The sequence below is a fragment of the Hymenobacter sp. CRA2 genome (assembly GCF_002007105.1).
In the GTDB taxonomy this organism is placed as follows: Bacteria; Bacteroidota; Bacteroidia; order Cytophagales; family Hymenobacteraceae; genus Solirubrum.
In genome coordinates, this window is record NZ_MVBC01000001.1 from 872,585 (window position 1) to 895,826 (window position 23,242).

Sequence of the window (23,242 nt, forward strand, 5' to 3'; positions counted from 1 at the left end):
ACAATAGGTTGGGGTAATGGGTTAAATTGTGTTTTCGGGCGAAACGCGACAGTAACGTCCTGCGTACCCAGCAGAATATTTTCTGTCGGCTGAGACTTTTCGCCGCCCAAGGCCGCCAAATTCTTCCCATCATGGGACAACCATCCCTGTATTTCTCCAACGAAGCCGGTCGTCTGCTCGACGATTCCCGGGGATTCTTGCGGATTGTGTGGCACCCCAATGCCGCGGGCACCATGGCCCGGCGCGAGCTGATGGAGGAGGCCCTGCAGTGGCTTATTGAGTCCGGCAAGGGCAAAGTGCTGGCCGATCAGCGCTTCATGGTGCCGTTTTCAACAGCCGAGCAGCAGTGGCTCACCGAAAACTGGACGCCGCGGGCCGTGGAGCAGGGCGGCTACCGCTGCCGCGCCATCCTGGCCGCGCGCGACGCGGTGGCGCGGCTGGCTTCGGCCTCGGTGATGATGTCGGCGCGCGGACAGATCAACTACTGCTACTTCGACAACGAAGAAGAAGCCGTGGCCTGGCTGCTGGCGCACTGAGGCGCCGGCAGCCAGGCCACGGCCCGTTTTTCAACTCATACTGATTAGCCGCGCCACTGGCCGAATTTGCCGGCCTGGTAGTCGCGGTAGGCCTGCTGAATTTCGTCGGCGCTGTTCATCACAAAGGGGCCGTAGGCCACAATGGGCTCGTTGAAGGGCTGGGCGTGGCCAATCAACAGCACCGCGTCGCTCAGCGCTTCGATCTGCAGCTCGTCGCCGTCGTGGTTGAATTCCGTCAGGCGCAGCGCCTCGGTTTCCTGCCCGTTGACGCGCAGCGTGCCCCGCACGGTGTAAAAGAAAATGGTATGGGCCGCCGGAATGGTCAGAGTAAGCTGGCCGCCGGCCTTGAAGTCAATGGTAGCCAGTTGGATATTGGCCAGGGGCTGCACGGCTCCGCGCAGGCCCGCCCACTCGCCCGATACGGCGTGCACCGTCACGCGGCCCTCGTCGAGGCTGGTCTGGGGAATTTCGGGCTCCTGCAGGCCGATGTAGCGCGGTTCGGTAAGCTTGTCCCTGGCCGGCAGGTTCACCCACAGCTGCAGGATTTCGAGCGGCCCGCCGGTACGCTTAAACTCCGGCGACGACACCTCGGCGTGAATCAGCCCGCGGCCGGCCGTCATCCACTGAATGCCGCCCGCGTTGATGACGCTCTGGTGCCCACCGGTGTCCTCGTGCATGATGTCGCCTTCGAGAATAAAGGTCACCGTCTCGAAGCCGCGGTGCGGGTGCGGGCCGAAGGGCAGGCCGCGGTTGTTGGGCTTGTAGACCTGCGGGCCGTGGTGATTCAGGAACAGGAAGGGGTCAAGGTGCTCGACGGACTGAGTGGGCAGCGCGCGGTACGTAACCAGGTCGTCGATGGGCGCATTGACGGCGCGGTGTTGCTGTTTGATGGTGCGCATGGCAGGAAAAGGAAGTGGCCAAAAGCCGAGGCTGGCGCCGGTATAAGCAGGAGTGGTCCCGTTCAATACCTACGGGTGGGGAATAAGTTTAGCCGGACCGTAAGATGCCAGCTGCGGGCCGGGCCACCCGCCTTGCTTATGCGCAGGCCAGAGCCTGGAATCAAGCTTAGGCCAGCAAGCCCTGGGCGCGCAACCAGTCGAAAATGAGCTGGTCGACGGGCGAGACGATGGGCCGGTCGGCGTAGCGCAGCCAGGCTAGCTCCTCGATTTCGGCGGCGGGCGCTAGGTGACCCTCGTAGGCGGCCCAGTAGCACGTCATGCGCACCAGCACGCCGGCCGCGTGCCCCGTGGGCCTGCGCCTCGAAGGTGCCGGCGTAGCGCAACGAATCGGGCAGCAGCTCCACCGTCAGCTCTTCCCGTATTTCGCGCCGCAGGGCCGCGGCATCGGTTTCGCCCGGTTCGCGCTTGCCGCCGGGAATGTAGTACCGGTCTTTGCCGCGGCTGCGGGTGCTCAGCAGACGCCCCTCGTGCAGGTGCAGCCAGGCGAGTTTGTCGATGACGTTCATGGCGTGAAAATGGAAACCGCGCAGCTCAGCCGCAACCTCGCGGCGCCAAAGCGGTTTACCCAACTCTACGAAGTGGCCACCAGTCGGCCATTCATCCACCGCATTTCTTCCGCCTTTTTATGGCCGCTCAATTGTTTACGCCGCTGACCTTGCGTGGCGTCACCCTCAAAAACCGCCTGGTCGTGTCGCCGATGTGCATGTACTCGGCCCAGGACGGCTTTGCCAATGACTGGCACCTCGTGCACCTCGGCAGCCGCGCCGTAGGCGGGGCGGGCCTCGTGATTCAGGAAGCCACGGCCGTGTCGCCCGAGGGCCGCATCACCCCCGACGACCTGGGCATCTGGAAAGACGAGCACCTGCCTTTCCTGCAGCGCATCACGGCCTTTATCGAAGCCCAAGGCAGCGTAGCCGGCATTCAGCTGGCTCACGCCGGCCGCAAAGCCAGCCACGCTAGCCCCTGGAAGGGCGGCGCCGAAGTAGCCCCCGCCGACGGCGGCTGGGCCACTGTAGCCCCCAGCGCCCTGCCCTTCCTGCCCACCGAAACCGCCCCGCAGGCGCTGGACCGCGCCGGCATTCAGCAGGTCATTGATGACTTCGTGGCCGCCACGCACCGCGCTATAGCCGCCGGCTACCGCGTCATCGAGCTGCACGCAGCTCACGGCTACCTGTTTCACGAATTTCTCTCGCCGCTCAGCAACCAGCGCACCGACGAGTACGGCGGCCCCTTCGAGAACCGCATCCGGCTGCTGGTGCAGGTAACCGAGGCCGTGCGCGCCGTGCTGCCCCCGCATTTGCCGCTGCTGGTGCGCATTTCGGCCACCGACTGGGTGCCCGAGGGCTGGTCGGCCGATGACTCCGTGGCGCTGGTGCAGGTGCTGAAAGGTCTCGGCGTGGACTTGATTGACTGCTCCACCGGCGGCAACGTGCCCAAAGCGCCGATTCCCGTCGGGCCGGGCTACCAGGTGGAATTTGCCGCCCGGGTGCGGCAGGAAACCGGCCTGGCCACCGGGGCCGTGGGCCTCATCACCGGTGCCCGGCAGGCCGAGGAAATCGTGGCCAGCGGGCAGGCTGACCTAGTGCTGCTGGCCCGTGAGCTGCTGCGCGACCCGCATTTTCCGCTGCACGCCGCCCAGGAGCTGGGCGCAGAGGTGGCCTGGCCCAGCCAGTACGAGCGGGCCAAGCCGCGCTAGCCGTGTGGCCCCAGGGGAGGAAGTTAGAACTAGCTCCCCTCCTCAGCTGAGGAGGGGCTAGGGGTGGTTGAAAAGCTAGGGCTAGACTGAAACAGAACATCATGCCGAGCAGGGTCGAGACATCTCGCGTGCTGACGCTGGTTAGCTTTTAATTCTAGCCTTTCAACCACCCCCAACCCCTCCTCAGCTGAGGAGGGGAGCTAGCTCCTTAGCTTTTAGAGCCCTGCAAAAAACACGGCAGGCGTGGCTTCTACGAAAGCCTCGTCGTCTCCAGCAATGTTACCTTGCCGGAGACGACGAGGCTATTTATTTAGTCTAGGCAACGTGACCGGCGCGGCCGTTGGCCTATGCAGCTTTGCCCTGCTGCGCCGGTCTTTTCTTTCCCTGCGGACTCCATTCCCACTCTATAAGGCATGAACTACGTATCCTTTCTGCCCCGGCTAGCCGCGGCGGCCGGCGTGCTGGCCCTTGCTGGCTGCGCGGCCAACAAGCCCGCTGCTACCACTGCCCCGGCCGCCGCTGCCACGGCTGCCGCTGCTCCGGCTTCTACTGAGCCCACCGTCAAAGGCCTGAGCATCGACGTGGCCGACATCGACCGCTCGGTGTCGCCCTGCGAGGACTTTTTTCAGTACTCGGGCGGCCTCTGGCTGAAAAACAACCCCATTCCCGGCTACGCTTCCAGCTGGGGCCCGCGCAACCTGCTGCAGGACCGCAACCAGGCCCTGATGCGGCGCATCCTGGAAGACGCCGCGGCCAACACCGGCGCCGCCAAGGGCACCAACACCCAGAAGGTCGGCGACTTCTACGCCTCAGCCATGGACACCGCAGTCATTGAGCGGACCGGCATCGCGCCGCTCAAGCCCGAGCTGGACCGCATCAGCGCCGTGAAGGACCGCCGCGGGCTCGTCGACGTCATTGCCCGGCAGAAGCAGCTGCAAACCGGCGCCTACTTCCAGGCCGGTGTCGACATCGACGAGAAAAATTCCACGCAGTACATCGTGGGCATGGCGCAGGGCGGCCTGACGCTGCCCGACCGCGACTACTACCTCAAGGACGACGCGCGCAGCAAGCAGATCCGCGAGGCATACCGCACCTACCTGCGCAACACCTTCAAGCAGCTCGGCGACAACGCCGCCACCGCCCAGAAGAACGCCGCCACGGTAGAGCGGCTGGAGACGCGCCTGGCCAAAGCCGCCCGCACCCGCGTGGAGCTGCGCGACCCGCAGGCCAATTACAACAAGATGACCGTGGCCGCCGCCAGCAAGCGTTACCCGCAGCTGGAAGTGCCGCGCCTGCTCACCGATCTGCAGCTGGCTGCGGCCAAGGAAGTCGTGGTAGGCCAGCCGGCGTTTTTCGATGAGGTAAACAAGGTCATTCAGCAGGAGCCGCTGGCCGACCAGAAAACTTACCTGCGCTGGCACCTGGTGCGCTCCGTGGCCAGCGCGCTGCCCAAGGCCTACGTCGACGAAACCTTCCGCTTTTCGCAGGTGCTGGGCGGGGCCAAGTCGCAGACGGTGCGCTGGAAGCGCATGCTGGCAGCCACCGACGCTACGCTGGGCGAGGCTTTCGGGCAACTGTACGTCGATAAGGCCTTCTCACCGCAGGCCAAGGCCAAAGCCCTGGAGATGGTGGCCAACGTGAAAGAATCCATGGCCGACCACATCCGCACCAACACCTGGATGAGCCCGGCCACCAAGGAGGAAGCGCTGAAGAAGCTCAACGCGCTGCGCGTCAAAATCGGCTACCCCGACGTGTGGAAGGACTATTCGGCCCTGAGCATCTCGCGCGAGTCGTACCTCAAGAACGTGCTGGCCGCCCGCCAGTGGGACTACCAGGACAACGCCCGGAAGCTCGGCCAGCCCATCGACCGCAACGAGTGGGGCATGACGCCGCCCACCGTCAACGCGTACTACAACCCGCCGATGAACGAAATCGTCTTCCCGGCCGGGTACCTGCAGCCGCCGTTCTTCAATCCCGAAGCCGACGACGCGGTGAACTACGGGGCCATCGGCGGCGTCATCGGCCACGAAATGACCCACGGTTTCGACGACCAGGGCCGTCAGTACGACAGCCAGGGCAACCTGCGCGACTGGTGGACCCAGACCGACAACGACGAGTTCAACCGCCGCGCCGCCGTGGTGGGCCGCCAGTACGACGCCTTTTCGCCGCTGGACTCGGTGCACGTGAACGGCAAGCTGACCATGGGCGAAAACCTGGCCGACTTCGCCGGGCTGACCATCGTGTACGGTGCCCTGCAGAAGCAATTGCAGAAGCAGTACGGCGACGGGCCGCGGCCCAAAATCGACGGTTTCACGCCTGAGCAGCGCTTTTTCCTGGCCTGGGCCCAGCTGCGCCGCACCAACATTCGCCCCGAGGCCCTGCGCCAGCAGATCCTCACCGACCCCCACTCGCCCGGCCAGTACCGCACCATCGGGCCGCTGATGAACATGCCGGAGTTCTACCAGGCCTTCGGCTGCCAGCAAGGGCAGAAGATGGTGCGCGCCGAAACCGACCGGGCCAAAATCTGGTAAGCACTCGGCGCAATGCCCCAAGCAAAAGGCGGCCCACCGTATGGCGGGTCGCCTTTTTATTTCAGGCTGCCGCTGAGGCATTTGCAACCATCCAGTGCCTTGCTGCCTCCTGCTGATAGAATAGGATTTTCATCGTTACCGCGCAGCTTATGACTACTCGCTTACTCCTGTTGTCGGCATTGCTGATCGGGGCCTACGCCCCGCTGCGGGCCCAATCCCTACAGTTCGGTGCCAAGGCTGGCCTGATGGGCAGCACTTACCAGCGCGAACCAACGGCCGAAAACGACCGGGGGCCCGGGCGTCTGGGGCCGACGGGCGGCGTATGGCTGCGGCAGCCGCTGAGCAGCCGTGTGGCCCTGCAAGCCGAGCTGCTGTACGAAGGCCGCGGGGCCCGCTACCAGTCGGAGGGGCCGCTAGGCTGGGAGGGCTCCCTGGGCTACTACGAGCACGAGGAAAAAAGCCGGCTGCACTACCTCGCGGTGCCGTTGCTGGCGCGGGTGCGCGCAGGCAAGTGGTTTGCCGAAGCCGGGCCGCAGGCAAGCTACTTGCTGGCCGGGCGCAACAAGCTGCAAACCCGCGACTACGTGCGCAACAGCGGCGCTTACGCCTACCTGCCGTATTCGGCCACCGAGTCTACCGCCGACTTTCGCCGCTGGGAAATCGGCTACGCCGCCGGCCTGGGCCGGGAGCTGACGCGGGCGCTGAGCGTAGGCCTGCGCTTCAGCGGCGCCTTTAGCCCCGCATACCGCTCGCTGCCGTCGGTGCCCACCTACCCGTATGAGCGCGCCTACATCGACCATTACCGGCTCAGCAAAGCCCGCAACACCGGGCTGCAGCTGCAGGTGAGCTATCAGTTAGGAGGAGTATAAAAAGCGAAGCGGCGGTTGGCGGGTGCGCAAGAAAGGCGGGAGAAAGTTGTGAATCCTTGGGCAGCGCGTGGCCTTTGATGCAGCTTTCGTAACTTCTCGGCTACTTTCTGAGCCTTACCACTGTTCGTTCTCCCATGTCTACCAACAAGTACCTGCTGCTCGCGGCTGGCGCCCTGGCCGGCTTCCTGAGCAGCTGCGCCTCCAGCAGCTCCACCAGCAGTGCCGCCGCCACCGCGCCCACGGCAGCCACCGCTGCGCCCACCCAGGCCGAGCAGCCCAGCCAGCCCGGTGTCGGCCTTGATGTAACGGCCATCAATAAGTCCGCCTCGCCCTGCGACGACTTCTTCCAGTATGCCTCGGGCGCCTGGCTCAAGAGCACGCCCATTCCGGCCACCGAATCTACCTGGGGCTCGTGGAATACGCTCATCGACCAGAACAACGCCGTGCTGCGCCAGATTCTGAACGATGCGGCCGCCAACAAAACCGCCCAGAAGGGCTCCAACCTGCAGAAGGTGGGCGACTTCTACGCTACAGCCATGGACACAGTGGCCATCGAGCGGGCGGGCCTGAAGTATCTGCAGCCCGAACTGGCCCGCATCACGGCCATCAAGGACCTGAAAAGTCTGCAAAACGCCTTGGTGCGCCAGCAGCAGCTGCAAACGCGCTCGGTGTTCGGGGTAGGCGTCAACCAGGACCGCAAAATCAGCACGCAGTACGCGGTGTACCTCTCGCAGGGCGGCCTGACGCTGCCCGACCGCGACTACTACCTCAAGGACGACGCGCGCAGCAAGCAGATCCGCACGGCGTACACCACTTACTTGGTAAACACCTTCAAGCAGCTCGGCGACAACGAGGCCGCGGCCCAGAAAAACGCCGCCACGGTGCTGCGCCTGGAAACGCGCTTCGCCAAGGCCTCGAAGGACCGCGTGGCCCTGCGCGACCCGTACGCCAACTACAACAAGATGACCGTGGCCGAGGCCAATCAGCAGTTTCCCAACCTGGGCGTGGCCTCCATGCTGCAACAGCTGGGGCTCGGCTCGGCCAAGGAAGTCATTGTGGGCCAGCCGGATTTCCTCAAGGATGCCAGCGCCGCCCTAAAGACCGAGCCGCTGAACGACTGGAAAACCTACCTGCGCTGGCACGTGACGTCGTCGTTTGCCTCGGCCCTGCCCCAGGCCTACGTCGATGAGTCGTTCCGCTTTCAGCAGGTGCTGAGCGGCGCCAAGCAGCAGCAGCCCCGTTGGAAGCGCATGCTGCGCGCTACTGACGCCAGCCTGGGCGAAGCCTTCGGCCAGCTGTACGTCGACAAGGCCTTCACGCCCGAAACCAAGGCCAAAGCCCTGGAAATGGTGGCCAATATTAAATCGGCCATGGCCGACCACATCCAGCAGCTGCCCTGGATGAGCGCCGGCACCAAGCAGGAAGCCCTGAAAAAGCTGAACGCCTTCACGGTGAAAATCGGCTACCCCGACAAGTGGAAGGACTACTCCGCGCTGACGATTTCGCGCGAGTCGTACCTGCAGAACGTCATCAACGCCCGCCTGTGGGAAGCCAAGGACAACATCAGCCGCTACGGCAAGCCCATTGACCGCTCGGTGTGGGGCATGACGCCGCCCACCGTCAACGCCTACTACAACTCCTCGCTCAACGAAATCGTCTTCCCGGCCGGCATCATGCAGCCGCCGTTCTTCGACCCGAAGGCCGACGACGCGGTGAACTACGGCGGCATGGGCGCCGTCATCGGCCACGAAATCACCCACGGCTTCGACGACCGGGGCCGGCAGTCGGACGCCGAGGGCAACCTGCGCGACTGGTGGACCAAGGAAGACGCGGCGGAATTCACCAAGCGCGCTGACCTGGTAGGCGCCCAGTACTCGGCCTTCCAGCCGCTGGACTCGGTGTTTGTGAACGGCAAGCTGACCATGGGCGAAAACTTGGCCGACTTCGGCGGCACGGCCTTGGCCTACTCGGCCCTGCAAAAGCAGCTGCAGCGGAAGTACGGCAACAATCCCCGCCCGCGCTACGACGGCTTCACGCCCGAGCAGCGCTTCTTCCTGGCCTGGGCGCAGGTGTGGCGCACCAGCGCCCGCCCCGAGTACATCCGCCAGCAGGTACTCACCGACCCTCACTCGCCGGCGCAGTACCGCACCAACGGCCCGCTGATGAACATGCCGGAGTTCTACCAGGCCTTCGGCTGCAAGCCCGGCGACAAGATGGTGCGCAACGACCAGCAGCGCGCTACCATCTGGTAAGCCTGCGGGCATGAAACGTCTTCTGACCGCTGCTCTGCTGGTCCTGCTTGACGCCGAAGCCCATTAGCTAATCTGAAACTGATGGATCAGGTAGCGGGAGGATGGTGGCCCCTGACTGTTCGGCCTCGATGACTTTTTTACTCCTTGAAAAAGGCGCTCTGCCCCGTGCAGGGCGCCTTTTTTGGTTTAGCGTCAAAATATTTTACCCGCTGCGAATACCTTTTTACGAAATGTTCGTAGTATTACGAAACAATCGTAGTTGCTGATTATGGAACGATTAACCCAACCCGAAGAGGACGCCATGCAGGCCTTCTGGCAGCTGCCGGATGGTGGCTTTGTAAAAGAGGTGCTGGAGCTGCTGCCCGAGCCGCGGCCGCCCTACACTACGCTGGCCTCTACGGTGCGCAACCTGGAGCGCAAGGGCTACCTGCGCAGCGAAAAGCTCGGCAACAGCTTCCGCTACACCCCGCTCATTCCGGCCGCCGAGTACCGCAAGAAGTTCCTGGGCACCTTCGTGGGCAGCTACTTCCGCGACTCTTATAAGGAGTTGGTTTCCTTCTTCGCCAAGGAGCAGAAAATCAGCGCCGACGAGCTGAAGGAGATTGTGCGCATGATTGAGAAAGGGCAGGAGGAATGAGCACGCCGGATCTGCTGCTCTACCTGCTAAAGGTGAACGGCGCCTTGCTGCTGTTCTGCGGGGTGTACTACCTGGTGCTGCGCCGCCTGACTTTCTTTCGCCTGAACCGGGCGTTGCTGCTCGCGGCGCTGCTGTGGGCGCCCATCTACCCGCTCATCGACGTAAGCCGGTGGTGGCAGCAGCCAGCCCCCGCCGAGCTGTTGCGCCTCGCTCCTGACTGGGCCGTTCTGGCTCCGGCAGCGGCGGCTACCCCGGCCGCCCTCGACGGGCTGCTGCTGGTGTACTGGTTGGGCGTGGTGGTGCTGGCGGTTCGGCTGGTGTTGCAACTCGGGTCGCTGTACCGGCTGCACTGCCGCTCGCGCCCGGCCACGTTTGGAGGGGTGCCGTTTCGGGCCGTGGCCGAGCCCATCTCGCCCTTTGCCTTCTGGCAGACGGTGTACCTGAACCCCGCGCAGCACCAGCAGGAGGAGCTGCCGGCCATCCTGTGCCACGAGCGGGTGCACGTGCGCGAGTGGCACACCGTGGACGTACTGCTGGCCCAGCTGAGCCTGCTGTTTTACTGGTTCAACCCCGGGGTGTGGCTGCTGCGGCAGGCCCTGCACGAAAACCTGGAGTTCCAGACCGATTACCGCGTGCTCCAGTCGGGCATGCTCGACAGCAAAACCTACCAATACAGCTTACTGCGCCAGAACGTTGGAACGCGCGCCAATGGCCTGGTCAGTCATTTTAATCTTCACCTTCTCAAAACCCGCATTGCCATGATGAACAAACCCCGCACCGCCGCCGCGCAGGCGGCCCGCTACCTGTTGCTGCTGCCGCTGGCTGGCCTGCTCGCCCTCGGGGGCTGCGACCGAAAAACCGAAACGGTAAAACCAGAGGCCCTGTACTACCTCGACGGGCAGCTTTCCTCGGCGGCGGCCGCCCAGCAGCTGGATTCGAAAAACATCGAAAGCATGAACGTGCTCAAGGGCGAAGCCGCCAACAAGGAGTTTGGCCCCGACGGCGCCGCTGGCGTCATTGTCATCACCACCAAGCAAAACGCTGCCTCGCCTGCCGTAGTCGAGTTCAACAAGCAGCACCGCATTCAATAAGTAGCTCGCTGAGTAATTAGCCGCAGGCTGCCGCCCACCCGCTATTGCAGGGATACATTGGCGTGGGAATAAGTCGGGCTGCAGCCCTGCATACCCGTGCTGGATTTTTTCGGGTGCATATATTTTTACCATGAACAACAGCCCCTCAGTGCTGAGCGGGCTGTTGTTGGCGTAGTGCCCCGGCCGGCTCACAGGGCCTTGCGGAACACTTCCGCGCTGGCAGCCGTACCTTGAGGTGCCGTTTGTCAATTCCTGCTATTGCTTTGCGTATGGTGTCACCCGTCGCGGTTACGGATTATTTACTGCTGCAGCACCGGGCCGACCTGGGCTTGGTGGCAGCACGCTGGACGCGGCCCGTCAACTCCTCGGAGCTACGGGCGGGCTACCAGGAGATGCTGCGCTACGCCGCGGGCTGCGACGCCTGCCGCCGTTGGCTGATCGATGCCCGCCGGCGGGTGCAGGTAGACTCGCGCGACGTACACTGGCTTACCGACGTGTTCTACCCCACGCTGCGCCAGCACCTGCACGACCACACGTACCTAGCCTTCCTCATCGGGCCGCACCAAATCGACCACGTGCGCGACGAAAGCCTGCCGCCGCTGCCGCACACCCACGGCGACTACTGTTCCGTGCATCAGTTTACCGACGAAGGCGAAGCCGTGCGCTGGCTGGTGGCGCAGCGCTGAGTGCGCTTGCCCTCGTGGGCGAGGCCAGCCGCTGTTTTCGGTTTTGCTTACGATACCGCTGAACTAGTAAGGGCTCCACTGGTGTTATACCACCTGCACGGAACCATTCCGTGCCGTCACTACCCCCTAGCGCCCTTATTCCTGACTCATGGCTCTTGCCCTTGATATTACGAGTCTGGACTTTCAGCAGGCACGCATCAAACAGGTTTTATTCAAATCCCGGCTGCGCTCCACCATCTATGGTGTCCGTGAGGCCAATACGGAGTTATTTGAGCGCCGCAGCAACCCCTTGGCCCAGTGGCTGGATGCCGTGGTGAAGCCCAAGTACGGCGCCCGCACCGAAGTTCGGCAAATCGACCGCGCCCTACAGCAGATGCTGGATGCCGGCCACGAGCTGGTGCGGCAGTACCAGCGCGGGCAGCTGGAAGAAGCCCGCACCGGGCTGGAGCAGGTAAACGCTTACGCCGACCGCATTGACGCGCTGCTGCTGAGTCTGGAGCAAAGCGTGGTGTAACGCCCGCGGCAGCTATTTTGGCCTGGCCTGCGTAGAGCGGAAGCCATTCAGTTGCTTTGCCATGGCTGCCGACTTCGACCTGACCCAGCTTACGACCCGCGCCCCGCAGGGCTTTCACAAGACCGAATCATTGCGCGAACTGAAGCGTATTCGGCAGGAGTTGATTGGCCTGCAGGAGCGCCTGTACGCCGAGAACCGCCGCAGCGTACTGCTGGTGCTGCAGGGCATGGATGCCAGCGGCAAGGATGGGCTGATCCGGACGGTATTCAGCGGCCTGAACCCGCAGGGCGTGGAGGTGCACGCCTTCAAGGAGCCCACCAAGGAAGAGTTGGCTCACGACTTTTTGTGGCGCATCCACCAGCGTACCCCGCCCAAGGGCATGATTCACGTGTTCAACCGCTCCCACTACGAGGACGTGCTCATCACGCGCGTGACGGGGCTGACCAGCGACGTGGAGGCGCGGAGCCGCTTTGCCCGCATTAACGATTTCGAGAAGTTGCTGCAGCAGGCCGGCACCACGGTGCTGAAGTTTTACCTGCACGTATCGGAGCAAGAGCAACGGGAGCGGCTGCTGGAGCGCGTCAACGACCCGAGCAAGCAGTGGAAGTACGAGGCCGGCGACGAGGACAAGGCCAAGCAGTGGCCCGCGTACCGCCGGGTGTACGAGGACGCGTTCCGGCACTGCAGCCCCGACAGTTGTCCCTGGCACATTGTGCCGGCCGATCAAAACTGGTACAAGGCCTACGCCGTGGCCAAAACGCTACGCGATACGCTGGTGGAGATGAACCCACAGTTCCCAGCTTCCAAGCAGGAGCGGCCTGATTAAGGAGGCCGGTAGCAGTAAGGGGAGGGGCAAACATTTATATTGAGCCCTACATCTTTATCCGTTCCCTATGCTGCTTTCCCGTTTTCGCTTACTCGCTTTGTGCTGCCTGCTGTGGTGCGGAGCCGCTGCTCCGCTCGCGGCGCAGAAACGCGCCACCACCGCCCTGACCAACGGCACTCCCTCCATTACCACCTCCGACGGTGTCAAGCTCTACGTGAAGGTCTCGGGCCAGGGTGTACCCTGCGTGTTTGTGCACGGCGGCCCGGGCGCAGGCAGCTACAGCTTCGAAGCCCTGGGCGGCCGCGGGCTGGAAAAAGACCTGCAGATGATTTACCTGGACCAGCGCGGTAGCGGCCAATCGGCCAGCGACCCAGCCGGCAACTACTCGCTGGAGCGGCAGGTGCAGGACCTGGAAGAGCTGCGCCAGCAGCTGAAGCTGGAACGCTGGGTGCTAATGTCGCACTCCTTCGGTGGCACCATTGCCACGCAGTACGCCGCCAAGCACCCCGAGCGCGTACAGGCCCTGATCCTGGTGAACAGCATCCTGAACCTACCGGCCACCATGGAAACCACCGCCACCTACGGCTACAGCCTGCTGCCCGCCGAAGGTCGCCCCCCGCTCGACCCGGCCATGCCATTGCCGCAGCGCTGGGGCATGGTGATGGGCCTGCTGGGCCAGCAGAAGCTCATGGGCAAGCTCATGTACGTGAGCGACACGGCGGCCGCCCGCGCCAGCCAGGTAGTGCGCTCGGTGCCGGCCAACCGTGACTTCGGGCAGGCCGTGTTCAAGCAGCCCGAGTACCTGCAGGACTTCACGCCCGCTTCGGCTTCCCTGCGGATGCCGGTGCTCGTCATCAGCGGCAAGGACGATTACGTAACCGGCCCCGAGCACTACAAGTCCTTCCGCTTCCCCAACCAGCAAGTAGTGGTGCTGCCCGGCAAGCACTACCCCTTCCTCGAAAACCCCAGGGAGTTTCAGCAAGCCGTGGCAGCCTTCGTGCGCAAGCTGCCCCGCAAGGCGTAGCGCCCCACGCTCCCGGCCTGGCCTGAACACTTCCTCTGATGCCTTTCGCCTCCCCGGCGGAAGGCATTTTTTTGCTTCAAATGCGGCGTGAAAACGGCCCGGAGGCCAGGAAGGGAATAGCGGTAATGCGTTGGCTATAAAAAGAATGCGGCGGCCCAGCGTGAAAAAGCCTGGTGCCGGGCGGCGGTTGCAGCATCCTGGCGCCCGGCCCTGCGTACCAAAGCCCATACTTCCGGCGCGGATAGGCGGCCGGAGGATCTGACTGCTTTATATGAACGCTGCCACTACTGCCGGCGCGCCCGCGCCGGACGCCAAGGCCACGCTCTGGTCCCCGTTTTCTTACTCCCTGTTCCGGGCCATCTGGATTGCCTCCGTGGTGTCGAACATCGGCACCTGGATGCAGAACGTGGCCGGGGTCTGGCTGGTCACCACGCTTACCACTTCGGCCCTGCTGGTGGCCCTGATGCAGGCCGCCACCTCGCTGCCGGCCTTTCTGCTGAGCATGCCCGCCGGTGCCCTCGGCGACCTGATTGACCGGCGCAAGATGCTGCTGGTCACGCAAGGCTTTATGGGCGTGGTAGCCTTTGCCCTGGGCGCCCTCACGCTCACCGGGCAGGTATCGGCCCTGAGCGTGCTGGGCTTCACGTTTTTGCTCGGCATCGGCTCGGCCCTGAACGCGCCGGTGTGGCAGACGGTGACCGTGGAACTGGTGCCGCGCTCGGTGCTGCCCTTCGCCATTACCCTGAACGGGGTCAGCAACAACATTGCCCGCGCCGTCGGGCCGGCCATCGGCGGCCTCATCATTGCCTACTACTCGCCCGGCTACGTGTTTCTGCTCAACGGCGTCTCCTTCGTGGGCACCTGGCTGGTGGTGTACCGCTGGCGACGGGAGACGGAGGCGGCCACGGGCCCCGCCGAGAACTTTGCCGGCGCCCTACGCGCGGGCCTGCGCTACGTGCAGTACTCGCCGGCCATCTATGCGGTGCTGGTGCGCGCCTTTGCGTTTTCTTTCGGGGCATCGGCCATGTGGGCCCTGCTTTCGGTGGTCACGGCGCGGCGCCTGCTGCTCAGCTCGGGCTCCTACGGCGTGCTGCTCTCGTGGCTGGGCGCGGGGGCCATTACGGGAGCTTTTCTGATCGGGCGCATCGGGCACCGGCTCAACTTCAACCAGCGGGTGCTGCTGGGCTCGGTGGTGTTTGTGGGCACCAATCTGGCCCTGGCGCTAGCGCCCTCCGAGTACTGGCTGTTTCCGGTGATGTTCCTCTCGGGCATTGCCTGGCTGCTGACGATGACCTCCTTCAGCACCACCGTGCAGCTGCACGTGCCCAAATGGGTGCAGGCCCGCGTGGTGAGCATGTATATGCTCGTGTTTCAGGCGGGCCTGTCATTGGGCAGCATTGTCTGGGGCGAAATGGCCGACCGCCTGGGGCTGGTAACCTCCCTGCTGGTGGCCGGCGGCTGGATGCTGGTAAGCTTGGTGCTGGCCGTGCCTTTCCCCATGCGGCAGGCCGAAAACCTGGACCTGGCCCCCGCCGAGCACTGGCCCGAGCCCGTGGTGCAGGAGCCCATCGACCCCGACGACGGCCCCGTGGTGGTGATGGTGGAATATCACGTGCCCGTGGCTGAGCAGCCCGCCTTCCGCGACGCGGTGGCCCCGCTCACGCGCCTGCGCCTGCGCGACGGTGCCCTGCGGGCCGGCGTCTTCGCCGACGTGGCCCGCCCCGAATTGATTACCGAGTTTTTCTACGTCGCCACCTGGGGCGAGCATCAGCGACAGCACCACCGCTTCACCCGCGAAGACCAGGCCGTGGAGGCGCGCGTGCGCAGCTTTCACAGCGGGCCGGCGGGGCCGCGCGTCACGCACTTCATCGGCTTTCCGCAGACGCCCAACGTGGAGGTGCCGGCCACGCCCGAAAACTCTCCGGGGCCGCAGTAGGTTAGTAGCCGCCCAGCCGGGAGTTTCGGCGGGGCGCTGCTACTTTTGCGCCATGCCCGCACCCGTTGCCTTCTACTTTGAAAATACCGCCGGCCGAATTCTGGAAGACGCCAGTGGATTTGTGCGGGTGTACTGGAGCCGCAACGAGCGGCAGCTGAGCGACACCCGCGCCCTGTTTACGCACATGAGCCAGGCCATGCAGCGCCGGGGCTGGAACCGCATGCTCATCAATCAGCTCGATATGCGCCCCTTTAGCCAGGAGGAGCAGCAGTGGGTGGCCCATGAGTGGCTGCCGCGGGCGGTGCAGGTGGCCGGCTACCGTTTCGGGGCCGTGGTGGTGTCGCGCGATGTGCTGGTGCGCCTAGCCACGGCCTACATTACCACCAATGTGCAGGGCCTCGCGCTGCAGTACCGCTCCTTCGAAAACGAGGCCGATGCCGCCGCGTGGCTGCTGGCCCAGCAGCCGCTCCAGGTATAAGCCAATTCGGCTTGGGCGGCTGAGCGAAGAACGCGTAACTTTGCGCGCCCGTTTAAAGCGCTGTTGGACAATAACAACCGTACAACGCCTCCTCGGGCTGGTAACGCCCTTTTCGCTTTCACATTTTTTATGCTCAGAATCATACTCCTGCTGCTTTGCTTCAGCCTGTTCGGGGCCGATGCCGAAGCGGCGCTGGCGGCCCCGGAAGCCGCTGCTCCGGTTGAAGTAGCCGGCATCACCCAGAAAGTGCACCGCCCGCGCTACAAGCGCTACGGCCGCCGCCGCCGCCTGCGCCGCGCCAAGCGCAAAGCCCGCAAAGAGCTGCGCAAAGCGCCGAAGCGCCGGGGCGTCATCACCGTCGATCCACCGGTGCGCAACCAGTAGGCTTCGGTTGCTGACTTTGTTCGGGGTATGACAGCCGCGCTTCTTCCGGTAAGAGGCGCGGCTGTCGTGCGTTTGGGCCGGTAGGGGGCGCCGGCCCAACCGGTTCGGCTACCCGGCTGTTACTTTGCGTACAAGACATTCCCCATCTGACCCCACCATGCCCATGCCCACCTCCCGGCTCGAACATGATTTTCTCGGCGAGCGGCCGATTTCCAACGGCGTCTACTACGGCATTCAGACGCTGCGCGCCCTCGAAAACTTCGATATCACGGGTATCCCGCTGCGCACCGAGCCGCTGTTTGTGAAGGCGCTGGCCTACGTGAAGAAAGCCGCCGCGCTGGCCAACCGCGACCTGGGCGTGCTCGACGCCACCATCGCCGAGTACATCGGCCGGGCCTGCGACCGGGTCGTGGCCGGCGAGCTGGACGACCAGTTCCTCACCGACATGATTCAGGGCGGGGCGGGCACCTCGGTGAACATGAACGCCAACGAGGTCATTGCCAACGTGGCCCTGGAAATGATGGGCCACCAGAAGGGCGACTACCATTACTGCCACCCCAACAACCACGTCAACTGCTCGCAGTCGACGAACGACGCGTACCCCACGGCCTTCCGCATTGCCCTGAACCACAAGCTGGTGGGCTACCGCGAGGCGTTGGTGCAGTTGGCCGATGCCTTTGCCGCCAAGGGTGAGGAATTTCGCAACGTGCTCAAAATGGGCCGCACCCAGCTGCAGGACGCGGTGCCCATGAGCATGGGCGACGAGTTCAAGGCCTTTGCCACCAATCTGCGCGAGGAGCTGCTGCGCATCGACGACTCGCGCGGCCTGATCCGCGAAATCAACATGGGCGCCACCGCCATCGGTACGCGCGTGAATGCCCCCGACGGCTACGCCGAGCTGGTGACCCAGTACCTGCGCGACCTGACCGGGCTGGACCTGGTGCTGGCCGGCGACCTGATCGAGGCCACCTACGACACGGGCGCCTACGTGCAGCTCTCGGGCGTGCTGAAACGCACGGCTGTAAAGCTCTCCAAAATCTGCAACGACCTGCGCCTGCTCTCCTCTGGCCCCCGCGCCGGCCTGAACGAAATCAACCTGCCGCCGTTGCAGCCCGGCTCCAGCATCATGCCCGGCAAGGTGAACCCAGTGGTGCCGGAGGTGGTCAACCAGACGGCGTTTTACGTCATCGGGGCCGACCTGACGGTGACCATGGCCGCCGAAGCGGGCCAGCTGCAGCTGAACGTGATGGAGCCGGTTATCAGCTTCGCGCTGTTTACCAGCATTTCCTACATGACGCGCGCCTGCCATACCCTGCGCGACAAGTGCGTGCTGGGCATCACCGCCAACGCCAAGCATGCTGAAGACCTGGTGCGCAACAGCGTGGGCATCGTCACGCAGCTGAACCCGGTGCTGGGCTACGAAACCGCGGCCGAAATTGCCAAGGAAGCCCTGCGCACCGGCAAATCGGTGTACCAGATTGCAGTGGCCGAGCGGCAGCTGCTCAGCCAGGCTAAGTGGGACGAAATTTTCACCTTCGAAAACCTCATTCGCCCGCATTTCATCCAGTAACCGCCGCCCGTCGAGGCGTCAGTCAGTGGCCAACGGCCCGGTCCCGCACGCGTAGGGACCGGGCCGTTGGCTTTTTCATGTGATGCCGCCGGGGGCAAAAACCTCTTCCGGGCTGCGGCGCACGCAAAAGCGAACAGGCTGTTCGGTTTCGCACACATTTTCATGCGGTTTCGTGGCGGCTTTGGTTGATATAATATTGTGCATCAGATTGTTGTGGGAATGGCACGGCGCTTGGCAGTATACCCATAGCAGCGACGCGGTATCGTCCGAAAGCGCACACTGGCCAGGTGCCTTCCCCGTTTCGCGCTCTGCTGCGCCACAGTTCTCCTCTCTTACACAACGACTTCCTCAACCTACCGCTATGAAACGCTTGTTCACCTCCGATTCCGTAGCCGCCCCGCAACCTGCTGCCGCGCCGCTGGCCCGGCGTACCGTTCAGGGCGGTCTGGCCTTGCTGCTCCTGCTCGGGGCCACCGCTGCCCGGCCGGCGCAGGCCCAGCCCGGCCAGCCCCTGGTGACGGTGGAAAACGCCGACGCCGAAAGCATCCGGGTGCGCGTGGCCAACCCCGGCCAGCAGCCCAGCCGCGTGCAGATTGTGCGCCTGGCCACCCGCAACACCGTGTTTGCCGAAACCTACTCAGCCCCGACCTACGGGCACCGTTTCAACTTCCGCGACCTGCGTCCCGGCCGCTACGCCCTGCTGATGAACGTAGGTCCGGAAGCCTACCGCTACGTGCTGCAGGTAGACAACAACTCAGCCTGCCGCGGCGCGGTGGTGCGTACCGTGAAGGCGCGTGGGCCGAAATCCACCAGCCTCGCCACCGCTTCTCTGTAGGCAGGTGCCGTATCGGGCTGGTTCACATCATCATGTGAGCAGCTTCAGGCAACGGTATCTACCCGCTCCGCATCTAATGTCCAGAGTCAGCAACTGACCAACCTCGCAACTTCTTTTTCGCCCTTTTTCAACCCTACTGCTATGAAAACCCTGTTCCAACAAGCCCCCCGTTTCGTGCTGTTCGCCGCCCTGGCCAGCGTTGGTTTCACCCCCCTGGCGCACGCCCAGTCGGAGCCGGAAGCAGCGGCGACGACCAACACGGCCCAGCCCGTGTACATCGATAAGGTCGGTAACTTCGTGTACCTGGTGCGCGTCAGCAACCCCGCGCAGCAACTCAGCAAAGTGCAGCTGGTACGCCAGCACGACGGGGCCAAGCTGTTCGAGGCCACCAGCCGGAAGCCCTCCTTCGGCCACAAAATCAACGTGCAGAAGCTGCCTGACGGCGAGTACACGTTCGTGGTAAAAACCGGCTCCGAGGTGCACCAGTTCGTGCTGGATTTGCGCACCACTACGGAGCGCTCCGCCCAGCTGAATGCGCCGGCGGTGGTGGCTATGCACTAGCTCGTACCGGGCTCTTCACGCACACGGGGCGCCGACCAGCTGGTCGGCGCCCCGTGTGCGTGAAGGGTAGCCGCTATTATGGACCTACCACGAGCCGCTGTTGCTATTGTCGTCGTCGAAGCCACCGCCGCCGGTGTTGTCGGAGGAGGGGTCATCGTAGGAGCTGTCGTCGGAGAAATAGTCCGGGGAGTTGGTGGCATCGTCGGAGAAGTAATCCGGCGTGGGGTCGTCTTGGTCAGCGTAGCCACCCCCGGCGCCGCCGAGTGCTGGAAAACCGCCCTGCCCGGTGGGTAGCGGTGGGGTGTTGGCATTGTCGCCGGGGTTTACGTTGTTGGCGTAGCTGTCGTGGTCGTGACCGGAAGCCATGCGGTTGCCCAGGTAAGCACCCGCGGCGGCTGCGGCCCCCGTGAGCAGGACGCCGCCGAGGCCGTTGCCGCTACCGGCGCCGCGGTTGGGATAAAAGTCCGGGGCCGGACCGGCGGGGCCGCGGCCGTAGCCGCCCGCCTGGTTGTAGCCCCCTGGGCCGGGGCCGCCTTGGTTGGGATAAAAGTTGGGGGCTGGGTCCGGGGCAGTAGTGCGCCGCCGAAACAGGCGCGTAATCAGCCATACGGCCCCGCCCAGCAGCAGCGCCCCAATGAGCATGCCGCCGATGCTGAAGCCGGGGCTAGGAGCCGAAACTGGTTCGGGCTGCGCAGTGGGCGAAAAAGGCGTTTCGGCGGGGTCCGCGCCGGGAGCTTCCAGGGCCGAGCTACTGGCATCCACAGTGGCGGGCGCCGCAGAAGAACTGAGCGCGTCGTTGCTGGCCGAAGCGGGTTGCTCGGGGCGGGCAGTACCGCTGGGGTCGGCGGCCTGCATGAGCTTGTTCAGCCCGGCGCGCAGGCCCGCGAAATAGTTGCCCTGCTTGAAGCTGGGCGCGAGCTGCTGACTGATGACGCTGCTGGTCAGCGCGGGCGTAATCTGCTGGCGCAGGCCGCTGCCCGCCTGAATGCTGACCTGGTGTTCCTGCGCGGCTATCAGCAGCACCAAGCCATTGTCTTTATCGCGCTGGCCCACGCCCCAGGCAGTACCGAGCTGCCGGGCGTAATCGGCCACGTCGCGGCCGCCGAGGCTGGGCACAGTCACCACCACAATCTGCAGACCGGCTTTAGCGGCGTACTGCCGCAGGCCTTTTTCCAACGTCTGGGCATCCGCCGCGCTGAGCAGGCTGGCTTGGTCATTCACAAAGCGGAAGGGCTTGGGGCGCGAAGGCAGCTCGTCGGCCGGCGCGGCCCGCAAGGCCGGGCTCCAGCCCACCAGCAACCACATCAGGGTAAAAGCAAGCAAATGGCGCATGGGTTCGAAGCAGTTAAGCACCCGGTTTGTTCTGGGCGCCTTCCTTGTACGCCCGCGCAGGGCGCAGGGCTGCATCAGGTCTGTGGTACTGATCCGTAGCCGCCTTTATAGTGCCCAGGCCCAACGCAAACCGGCGGCCCCGCCTGCGCAGAGCCGCCGGTTTGTAGACGCTAAATTGCGCCTGCCGTGCTATTAAAGGCCGCTCAAAAGAAGCCTTGCCTACCGCCAGGCTGCGCGCCCTGCTACTGATTTTGTGGCTGCAGAGCTGATGCCTGCGGGCGCGGTTTGCATCTTTAAGCATGAAACAAACCATTGTGCTAGCGGCACTGCTGGGAGGAGCTCACCTTGTCACTGGCCAGAACAATCCTTATCAGATAGCCGATTCGGTTAAGCAACACCTCGACCAAAGCCTGGCCCTGCTGCGCCAGCACGCCCTGCAGCGCGACCAGGTCGACTGGGCGCAGTTGCAGGCCGCCGTGTACGAGAAGGCGCGCGGGGCGCAGTCGGTGCAGGCCACGCTGCCCGTATACCCTTACCTGTTTGAGCAGCTGCGCGATTCGCACGGCTGGTTCAGCTACAAAGGGCGTAGCTACGGCTGGAGCCCCGCGCGCGCACCTTACACCAACGCAGCCGTGAAAGCGGCCCTGAAGCAGAAGCCCGGCGTGCGGGTGCGCGTGCTCGATGGGCGCTACGGCTACGTGCGGGTGCCCAGCATGCAGATCCGCAGCCTGGAAGATGTACAACGGCAGGCCCAGGCCCTGCGCGATTCGCTGTGCCGCGTGCAGCCCCGGCGCCTGCGCGGCTGGATTATCGATCTGCGCCTGAACGACGGCGGCGCCATGCACCCCATGCTGGCCGGGCTGGCCCCGCTTATCGGCGACGGGCTGCTGGGCGGCTTCGTCGACCCCAGCGGTAAGCCCACGGAGCAGTGGCGCCTACGTGGCGGCGACCTGTACGTGGATACCATGCGCTTCAGCCGCTTAGGGCCCGCCACTTGCCCCATGCCGCGCAAGCCGCAGCCCGTGGCGGTTCTGCTGAGCGGGCGCACCGCCAGCGCCGGCGAAGTGGTGGCCATCAGCCTGAAGGGGCGGCCCGGCACGCGCTTTTTCGGCGAACCGAGCTACGGCGCTACCACCGCTAACGAGGGCTTTGAGCTGTCGGCGCAGTCGGGGCTGAGCATTGCCACCCAGCGCGAAATCGACCGCACCGGCACGCTCTACCAGGAGCAGGTGCTGCCCGACGAGCCCATCGATGGCGGTGACAACTTCATCGACCTCAACCAGGACGCGAAGGTGCGGGCCGCCCTGCAGTGGCTGCGCAAGGCCAAAGTGCGCCCGTCGCGGCCGAAAGCCTAAGCTCAACCGCACTTAACACGAACGGGCCCGGCTGCCGTGCGGCAACCGGGCCCGTTCGTTACGAGGCAGGCGGGTTATTCTACCACCGTGGGGTCCCAGCCGCGCAGGGCCGTGGCCGGGGTGTAAAGAGCGGCCTGCTGCGGGCTTAGCTGCTTCGACCACAGAGCGCGCTGCTTGGGCTTGGCAGCCCCGTCGCCTTTCGACTTGTACTCGGCGAAAAAGGCGTCCTGCTTGTTGTCTTCCTTGCCCCAATGGTCCCAGCCCTTGGCCTTGACGACGGCGCTCAGCTCGCAGTTGAGCAGCACGGTCTTGCCGAACGGCTTCCAGGGGCGAGCCAGAAAATACGAGTCGTCTGGGGCGTCGCCAACGATTTTGCAGCGTTGCAGCACGAAGCCGAACGTCACCGTGTCGGGCGTCGACGGGGCCATGATGCAGGTGCCCTTGGGCTTGCAGAACAGCGTGCAGTTCTCAAACCAGGCCGTGCCCGAGCCCAGGATATAGTCCGTGGTGCCCTCAATGTAGCAGTCCTTGTAGTACTGGCGCGAGCCGTAGCCGTACACGTACAGCGTGTCGCGGAAGCCGAGGAAGCGGCAGTTGCGGAACTGCGCCTTGTCGCCGTATACCCACATGGCCGGGGCCTGGCCGGCCAGGCCCGCCGTGTTTTGGAAGGTGATATTCTCGGCCGAGAAGTTGTTGGCAAACACCCGGAACGAAGAGGCCTCCGAAGTGCCCAGCGGCTCGGCGGCGCCTTCTACCACGCGGCCATTGTAGTCGTCGTATACCAGCACGGTGCCTTCCACTGACTCGCCTACGAGCTTCACGAAGTTGCGCTTCTTGCCCAGGTTGAGCTTCTCCTTGTAAGTGCCGTTTTTGATGAAGATGGTGATGGGCGTGCGGTTATCGAGTGGTACCGCGTCGAGGGCCGCCTGAATGGTGCGGTAGGTCCCGCTGCCATCCGGGGCTATGGTTATCTGCTGGGCCCGGAGCATACCGGCACCAACTAGAATAAAGAAGCAGAAAAGTAGTATTTTTTTCATAGACTTGGGTGGGCAATGAAGGGTGCGAGCGGAAGGTTCGTATCAGTTTCGGTGGGTGAGTCCGGGTTGGCCAGCTGATGGGGTATTTGCTAAAAAAGGCGTTATGACTCATTCGAACGCGAAACGCCTATGA

22 protein-coding genes and 1 pseudogene are annotated in these 23,242 nt (G+C 64.2%); 18 read left to right on the forward strand and 5 right to left on the reverse strand.

Annotated elements, in window-relative coordinates; genetic code table 11:
- The first annotated feature begins 131 nt into the window (after nucleotides 1-131).
- Entirely contained in the window at nucleotides 132-536 is a 405-nt protein-coding gene (locus B0919_RS03605; RefSeq protein ID WP_139361879.1) for a hypothetical protein, read from the forward strand.
- Between the two features lie 44 nt (nucleotides 537-580).
- Here the strand turns inward: B0919_RS03605 and B0919_RS03610 are convergent, their stop codons facing one another.
- From B0919_RS03610 to B0919_RS25600, 3 genes and pseudogenes are all read right to left on the reverse strand, one after another.
- The gene (locus B0919_RS03610) at nucleotides 581-1,435 is read right to left on the reverse strand and encodes a pirin family protein (RefSeq protein WP_078010814.1); all 855 of its coding nucleotides are present in this window, start codon (nucleotides 1,433-1,435) and stop codon (nucleotides 581-583) included.
- Nucleotides 1,436-1,601: 166 nt separating this feature from the next.
- Nucleotides 1,602-1,754 (reverse strand): hypothetical protein, encoded by a 153-nt coding sequence (locus tag B0919_RS25595; protein ID WP_254846472.1) that lies wholly within the window; start codon nucleotides 1,752-1,754, stop codon nucleotides 1,602-1,604.
- Nucleotides 1,755-1,806: 52 nt separating this feature from the next.
- Nucleotides 1,807-2,001 (reverse strand): annotated as a pseudogene (locus B0919_RS25600) (NUDIX hydrolase); the annotation flags it as partial.
- Nucleotides 2,002-2,120: 119 nt separating this feature from the next.
- Here B0919_RS25600 and B0919_RS03620 point away from each other — a divergent pair.
- The 16 genes from B0919_RS03620 (at nucleotide 2,121) to B0919_RS03695 (ending at nucleotide 19,385) form a co-directional block, all read left to right on the forward strand.
- Nucleotides 2,121-3,191, forward strand: coding sequence for an NADH:flavin oxidoreductase/NADH oxidase (locus B0919_RS03620; protein WP_078010815.1), 1,071 nt, complete (start codon nucleotides 2,121-2,123; stop codon nucleotides 3,189-3,191).
- 413 nt (nucleotides 3,192-3,604) lie between these two features.
- Nucleotides 3,605-5,722 carry a M13 family metallopeptidase gene (locus B0919_RS03625; protein ID WP_078010816.1) on the forward strand — a complete coding sequence of 706 codons (2,118 nt, stop codon included), beginning with the start codon at nucleotides 3,605-3,607 and terminating at the stop codon, nucleotides 5,720-5,722.
- Nucleotides 5,723-5,871: 149 nt separating this feature from the next.
- Nucleotides 5,872-6,591 carry a porin family protein gene (locus B0919_RS03630; protein WP_078010817.1) on the forward strand — a complete coding sequence of 240 codons (720 nt, stop codon included), beginning with the start codon at nucleotides 5,872-5,874 and terminating at the stop codon, nucleotides 6,589-6,591.
- Between the two features lie 134 nt (nucleotides 6,592-6,725).
- The gene (locus tag B0919_RS03635) at nucleotides 6,726-8,843 is read left to right on the forward strand and encodes a M13 family metallopeptidase (RefSeq protein ID WP_078010818.1); all 2,118 of its coding nucleotides are present in this window, start codon (nucleotides 6,726-6,728) and stop codon (nucleotides 8,841-8,843) included.
- A 268-nt stretch (nucleotides 8,844-9,111) separates the two neighbouring features.
- Nucleotides 9,112-9,480, forward strand: a complete 369-nt coding sequence (locus B0919_RS03640) for a BlaI/MecI/CopY family transcriptional regulator (RefSeq protein ID WP_078010819.1) — start codon at nucleotides 9,112-9,114, stop codon at nucleotides 9,478-9,480.
- Nucleotides 9,477-10,571, forward strand: a complete 1,095-nt coding sequence (locus B0919_RS03645; RefSeq protein WP_078010820.1) for a M56 family metallopeptidase — start codon at nucleotides 9,477-9,479, stop codon at nucleotides 10,569-10,571. The genes B0919_RS03640 and B0919_RS03645 overlap by 4 nt, the downstream gene beginning before the upstream one ends.
- A 269-nt stretch (nucleotides 10,572-10,840) precedes the next feature.
- The gene (locus B0919_RS03650; RefSeq protein ID WP_078010821.1) at nucleotides 10,841-11,257 is read left to right on the forward strand and encodes a hypothetical protein; all 417 of its coding nucleotides are present in this window, start codon (nucleotides 10,841-10,843) and stop codon (nucleotides 11,255-11,257) included.
- 148 nt (nucleotides 11,258-11,405) lie between these two features.
- The gene (locus B0919_RS03655; RefSeq protein WP_078010822.1) at nucleotides 11,406-11,771 is read left to right on the forward strand and encodes a hypothetical protein; all 366 of its coding nucleotides are present in this window, start codon (nucleotides 11,406-11,408) and stop codon (nucleotides 11,769-11,771) included.
- Between the two features lie 61 nt (nucleotides 11,772-11,832).
- On the forward strand, nucleotides 11,833-12,597 hold the full coding sequence (locus B0919_RS03660) for a PPK2 family polyphosphate kinase (protein WP_078010823.1): 765 nt from the start codon (nucleotides 11,833-11,835) through the stop codon (nucleotides 12,595-12,597).
- Between the two features lie 67 nt (nucleotides 12,598-12,664).
- Complete coding sequence (locus B0919_RS03665; RefSeq protein WP_078010824.1) at nucleotides 12,665-13,621, forward strand: alpha/beta fold hydrolase; 957 nt, start codon at nucleotides 12,665-12,667, stop codon at nucleotides 13,619-13,621.
- Between the two features lie 271 nt (nucleotides 13,622-13,892).
- Complete coding sequence (locus B0919_RS03670) at nucleotides 13,893-15,557, forward strand: MFS transporter (protein WP_078010825.1); 1,665 nt, start codon at nucleotides 13,893-13,895, stop codon at nucleotides 15,555-15,557.
- Nucleotides 15,558-15,609: 52 nt separating this feature from the next.
- Nucleotides 15,610-16,035, forward strand: coding sequence for a hypothetical protein (locus tag B0919_RS03675; protein ID WP_078010826.1), 426 nt, complete (start codon nucleotides 15,610-15,612; stop codon nucleotides 16,033-16,035).
- Nucleotides 16,036-16,164: 129 nt separating this feature from the next.
- Nucleotides 16,165-16,419, forward strand: coding sequence for a hypothetical protein (locus tag B0919_RS03680; protein WP_078010827.1), 255 nt, complete (start codon nucleotides 16,165-16,167; stop codon nucleotides 16,417-16,419).
- Between the two features lie 163 nt (nucleotides 16,420-16,582).
- Entirely contained in the window at nucleotides 16,583-17,989 is a 1,407-nt protein-coding gene (gene aspA, locus B0919_RS03685; RefSeq protein WP_078010899.1) for an aspartate ammonia-lyase, read from the forward strand.
- A 361-nt stretch (nucleotides 17,990-18,350) separates the two neighbouring features.
- Entirely contained in the window at nucleotides 18,351-18,824 is a 474-nt protein-coding gene (locus tag B0919_RS03690) for a hypothetical protein (RefSeq protein ID WP_078010828.1), read from the forward strand.
- A gap of 141 nt (nucleotides 18,825-18,965) precedes the next feature.
- A complete protein-coding gene (locus tag B0919_RS03695) occupies nucleotides 18,966-19,385 on the forward strand; it encodes a hypothetical protein (RefSeq protein WP_078010829.1) in 420 nt (139 codons plus the stop codon).
- An 84-nt stretch (nucleotides 19,386-19,469) separates the two neighbouring features.
- Here B0919_RS03695 and B0919_RS03700 read toward each other — a convergent pair whose 3' ends face one another.
- A complete protein-coding gene (locus tag B0919_RS03700) occupies nucleotides 19,470-20,717 on the reverse strand; it encodes a TPM domain-containing protein (RefSeq protein WP_176132833.1) in 1,248 nt (415 codons plus the stop codon).
- Nucleotides 20,718-21,016: 299 nt separating this feature from the next.
- On the opposite strand from B0919_RS03700, the gene B0919_RS03705 reads away from it, so the two are divergent.
- Entirely contained in the window at nucleotides 21,017-22,072 is a 1,056-nt protein-coding gene (locus B0919_RS03705; protein WP_078010831.1) for a S41 family peptidase, read from the forward strand.
- Nucleotides 22,073-22,146: 74 nt separating this feature from the next.
- On the opposite strand, the gene B0919_RS03710 is transcribed toward B0919_RS03705, so the two are convergent.
- Nucleotides 22,147-23,109, reverse strand: a complete 963-nt coding sequence (locus B0919_RS03710; protein ID WP_078010832.1) for a pectinesterase family protein — start codon at nucleotides 23,107-23,109, stop codon at nucleotides 22,147-22,149.
- Nucleotides 23,110-23,242: the final 133 nt, after the last annotated feature.

What these genes read in the sequence shown, in the direction of transcription:
- B0919_RS03680 (WP_078010827.1), top strand. Translation starts at nt 16,165, where the DNA reads ATGCTCAGAATCATACTCCTGCTGCTTTGCTTCAGCCTGTTCGGGGCC.
- B0919_RS03645 (WP_078010820.1), top strand. Translation starts at nt 9,477, where the DNA reads ATGAGCACGCCGGATCTGCTGCTCTACCTGCTAAAGGTGAACGGCGCC.
- B0919_RS03710 (WP_078010832.1), bottom strand. Translation starts at nt 23,109, where the DNA reads ATGAAAAAAATACTACTTTTCTGCTTCTTTATTCTAGTTGGTGCCGGT.
- B0919_RS03630 (WP_078010817.1), top strand. Translation starts at nt 5,872, where the DNA reads ATGACTACTCGCTTACTCCTGTTGTCGGCATTGCTGATCGGGGCCTAC.
- B0919_RS03665 (WP_078010824.1), top strand. Translation starts at nt 12,665, where the DNA reads ATGCTGCTTTCCCGTTTTCGCTTACTCGCTTTGTGCTGCCTGCTGTGG.
- B0919_RS03705 (WP_078010831.1), top strand. Translation starts at nt 21,017, where the DNA reads ATGAAACAAACCATTGTGCTAGCGGCACTGCTGGGAGGAGCTCACCTT.
- B0919_RS03670 (WP_078010825.1), top strand. Translation starts at nt 13,893, where the DNA reads ATGAACGCTGCCACTACTGCCGGCGCGCCCGCGCCGGACGCCAAGGCC.
- B0919_RS25595 (WP_254846472.1), bottom strand. Translation starts at nt 1,754, where the DNA reads ATGACGTGCTACTGGGCCGCCTACGAGGGTCACCTAGCGCCCGCCGCC.
- B0919_RS03610 (WP_078010814.1), bottom strand. Translation starts at nt 1,435, where the DNA reads ATGCGCACCATCAAACAGCAACACCGCGCCGTCAATGCGCCCATCGAC.
- B0919_RS03695 (WP_078010829.1), top strand. Translation starts at nt 18,966, where the DNA reads ATGAAAACCCTGTTCCAACAAGCCCCCCGTTTCGTGCTGTTCGCCGCC.
- aspA (WP_078010899.1), top strand. Translation starts at nt 16,583, where the DNA reads ATGCCCACCTCCCGGCTCGAACATGATTTTCTCGGCGAGCGGCCGATT.
- B0919_RS03690 (WP_078010828.1), top strand. Translation starts at nt 18,351, where the DNA reads ATGAAACGCTTGTTCACCTCCGATTCCGTAGCCGCCCCGCAACCTGCT.
- B0919_RS03675 (WP_078010826.1), top strand. Translation starts at nt 15,610, where the DNA reads ATGCCCGCACCCGTTGCCTTCTACTTTGAAAATACCGCCGGCCGAATT.
- B0919_RS03700 (WP_176132833.1), bottom strand. Translation starts at nt 20,717, where the DNA reads ATGCGCCATTTGCTTGCTTTTACCCTGATGTGGTTGCTGGTGGGCTGG.
- B0919_RS03605 (WP_139361879.1), top strand. Translation starts at nt 132, where the DNA reads ATGGGACAACCATCCCTGTATTTCTCCAACGAAGCCGGTCGTCTGCTC.
- B0919_RS03620 (WP_078010815.1), top strand. Translation starts at nt 2,121, where the DNA reads ATGGCCGCTCAATTGTTTACGCCGCTGACCTTGCGTGGCGTCACCCTC.
- B0919_RS03655 (WP_078010822.1), top strand. Translation starts at nt 11,406, where the DNA reads ATGGCTCTTGCCCTTGATATTACGAGTCTGGACTTTCAGCAGGCACGC.
- B0919_RS03660 (WP_078010823.1), top strand. Translation starts at nt 11,833, where the DNA reads ATGGCTGCCGACTTCGACCTGACCCAGCTTACGACCCGCGCCCCGCAG.
- B0919_RS03640 (WP_078010819.1), top strand. Translation starts at nt 9,112, where the DNA reads ATGGAACGATTAACCCAACCCGAAGAGGACGCCATGCAGGCCTTCTGG.
- B0919_RS03650 (WP_078010821.1), top strand. Translation starts at nt 10,841, where the DNA reads ATGGTGTCACCCGTCGCGGTTACGGATTATTTACTGCTGCAGCACCGG.
- B0919_RS03635 (WP_078010818.1), top strand. Translation starts at nt 6,726, where the DNA reads ATGTCTACCAACAAGTACCTGCTGCTCGCGGCTGGCGCCCTGGCCGGC.
- B0919_RS03625 (WP_078010816.1), top strand. Translation starts at nt 3,605, where the DNA reads ATGAACTACGTATCCTTTCTGCCCCGGCTAGCCGCGGCGGCCGGCGTG.